Origin of the sequence: Thioclava sp. UBA3469, from assembly GCF_002378135.1 — a bacterium.
In the GTDB taxonomy this organism is placed as follows: domain Bacteria; phylum Pseudomonadota; class Alphaproteobacteria; order Rhodobacterales; family Rhodobacteraceae; genus Thioclava; species Thioclava sediminum.
Map to the genome: position 1 here is coordinate 10,192 of NZ_DFRG01000077.1, position 2,351 is coordinate 12,542.

Below are 2,351 nucleotides of genomic sequence, written 5' to 3' on the forward strand. Positions count from 1 at the left end.
CTTCGCCACCGACAACTTCAAGGCAGGCGAGCTGATCGGCCAGTGGGCCAAGGCGAAAATGGGCGATAAGGCCGCGGATGCGAAGATCGGCTTCCTCGACCTCAACCCGAGCCAGGTCTCGGTCGATTACCTGCGCGATCAGGGCTTCATGAAGGGCTTCGGCATCGACATCAAAGACGAGAAGAAGATCGGCGACGAAGACGATCCGCGTATCGTCGGCCACGACGTGACCAACGGCAACGAGCAGGGCGGCCGCACCGCGATGGAGAACCTTCTTCAGAAGGATCCGGGCATCAATGTCGTCTACACGATCAACGAGCCCGCTGCCGCCGGTGCCTTTGAGGCGCTGAAATCGGTCGGCATGCAGGATCAGGCGATCATCGTCTCGGTCGATGGCGGCTGCCCGGGCGTGCAGAACGTCAAGGAAGGCATCATCGGCGCGACCTCGATGCAGTTCCCGCTGAAGATGGCCTCGATGGGCATCGAAGCGATCGCGGCCTTCGCCAAGGACGGCACCAAGCCGCAGAACTCCGAAGGTCTCGACTTCTACAACACCGGCGTGACGCTGATCACCGACCAGCCGGTCGATGGCATCGACTCGATCTCGTCGGAAGAAGGCCTGAAGCAGTGCTGGGGCTGATCCCCGCCTGAAAGATCGGAGGGGCCGCCGCGCGCGGTGGCCCTTTCCATTGGGCCGGGTGACGGCCCTTCACCCCACATTGCACAAAGAGGATGACGGACATGACCCAGACCGTTCCGCCTCGCGGCCAGTCCTTCGAGCACGGCCTCGACCAAAGCGACAAGACCGTCGCGGCCTTCAAGAGTAAGAAACGCGGGCTTCTCGGCACGATCCAGCACGGGTTGCACGGCAATCCGACGATGGTGCCGGTGATCGTGCTGCTGTTGTCCGTCGCCGTGTTCGGCCTGGTCGCAGGGGGCAAGTTCTTTTCCGCCTTCAACCTGACCCTGATCATGCAGCAGGTCTCGATCATCGGGATGCTGGCTGCGGCGCAATCGCTGATCATCCTGACCGCAGGCATCGACCTGTCGGTGGCCGCGATCATGGTGCTGATGTCGGTGATCGCCGGCAACCTTGCCGTCTATATGGGCGTCCCCGCACCGATCGCGCTGCTGATTTCCTTCGCAGGCGGCACCGGCGCCGGTTTGCTGAACGGCTTCCTCGTCACCAAGGTGAAACTGCCGCCCTTCATCACCACGCTCGGCACCTGGTCGATCTTCTACGCGCTGAACCTGTGGCTTTCGGGCGCGCAGTCGATCCGCTCGCAGGATATCGATAAGTTCGCGCCTCTCCTGAAATTCTTCGGCAACACGATCACCGTCGGCAATGCGCGGCTGACCTATGGCTCGGTCCTGATGGTCGTGGTGTTCCTCGTGCTCTGGTATCTGCTGAACAAGACCGCTTGGGGTCGCCACGTCTATGCCGTGGGCGACGACAAGGAGGCGGCGGAACTCGCGGGCATCCGCACCGACCGCACGCTGCTGTCGGTCTACGGTCTCGCCGGTCTCGTCTGCGCGATCGCAGCCTGGGCATCGATCGGCCGCGTGGGCTCGATCTCGCCGCAGGCCTTCTACGAGGCGAACCTGCATTCCATCACCGCCGTGGTGATCGGGGGCATCTCGCTCTTCGGCGGGCGCGGCTCGATCCTCGGCGCATTGTTCGGGGCGCTGATCGTGGGCGTGTTCCAGTCGGGGCTGCGGCTCGCGAATGTGGACGTGCTCTGGCAGGTCTTCGCCATCGGCTGGCTCATCATCATCGCGGTCGCTATCGACCAATGGATCAGAAAGGTTTCGGCATGACGCAAGAACCCATTCTCACCGCACGCGGTCTGGTCAAACGCTATGGCCGCGTCACCGCCCTCGACGAATGCGACTTCGATCTCTACCCGGGCGAAATCCTTGCCGTGATCGGCGATAACGGGGCCGGGAAATCCTCGCTCATCAAGGCGATTTCCGGGGCCGTTACGGCCGACGAGGGCGAGATCAAGCTGGAAGGCAAGCCGATCTCCTTCAAGAGCCCGCTCGAGGCGCAGGATGCCGGGATCGCGACGGTCTACCAGACGCTCGCGCTTTCTCCCGCGCTGTCGATCGTCGATAACATGTTCGTCGGGCGCGAGTTGCGCCGCGCCGGTCCGATGGGCAAATGGCTGCGGATGCTAGACAAGCCCGCGATGCGCGCCTTCGCCCGCGAGAAGCTGAACGATCTGGGGCTGGCGACCATTCAGGACATCGATCAGGCGGTCGAAACGCTGTCGGGTGGCCAGCGTCAGGGCGTGGCGGTGGCCCGCGCGGCGGCTTTCGGGTCGAAAGTGATCATCATGGACGAGCCGACG

Annotated in this window: 3 protein-coding genes; all 3 read left to right on the forward strand. The window is 63.4% G+C overall.

Annotated features, from left to right (window positions below):
* The coding region (locus B3D39_RS06805; RefSeq protein WP_286789537.1) for a substrate-binding domain-containing protein at positions 1–640 on the forward strand (640 nt) is incomplete at its 5' end.
* A 101-nt stretch (positions 641–741) separates the two neighbouring features.
* Complete coding sequence (locus tag B3D39_RS06810) at positions 742–1,818, forward strand: ABC transporter permease (RefSeq protein WP_078521410.1); 1,077 nt, start codon at positions 742–744, stop codon at positions 1,816–1,818.
* A partial coding sequence (locus B3D39_RS06815; protein ID WP_286789538.1) for an ATP-binding cassette domain-containing protein occupies positions 1,815–2,351 on the forward strand: 537 nt, incomplete at its 3' end. The genes B3D39_RS06810 and B3D39_RS06815, both read left to right, overlap by 4 nt.

Coding starts and splice junctions, on each gene's coding strand:
- B3D39_RS06810 (WP_078521410.1), top strand. CDS start 742: ATGACCCAGACCGTTCCGCCTCGCGGCCAGTCCTTCGAGCACGGCCTC.